The 243-nt window shown below is 61.7% G+C and carries 1 protein-coding gene; it reads left to right on the top strand.

All coding sequences use genetic code 11. From position 1 onward, the window contains the following. Nucleotides 1–243 (top strand): hypothetical protein (locus ACVA58_RS28565; RefSeq protein ID WP_446513601.1); only part of this gene is annotated, 243 nt, incomplete at both ends.

Consider the following 243-nt stretch of genomic DNA (forward strand, 5'->3'; position numbering starts at 1 on the left):
GGTCAACCAGCGCATGACCGATTTCACGCTGTACCAGAAGCGGCTCGAAGAGTTCGACTTCGACATGATCTCGCTGCGGTTTCCCGATTCGCAGAGCCCCGGCAATGAGCTGAAGGACCGCTTCGGTTCGGCGGCGGCGGACGAGCAGGGCTCAGACAACGTGATCGGTCTGAAGTCGCCCGCGGTGGATGCGTTGATCGACAACGTGCTGCGTGCCAACAACCGCGATGAGCTGGTCACCGC

The organism is Photobacterium sp. DNB22_13_2 (assembly GCF_052873915.1).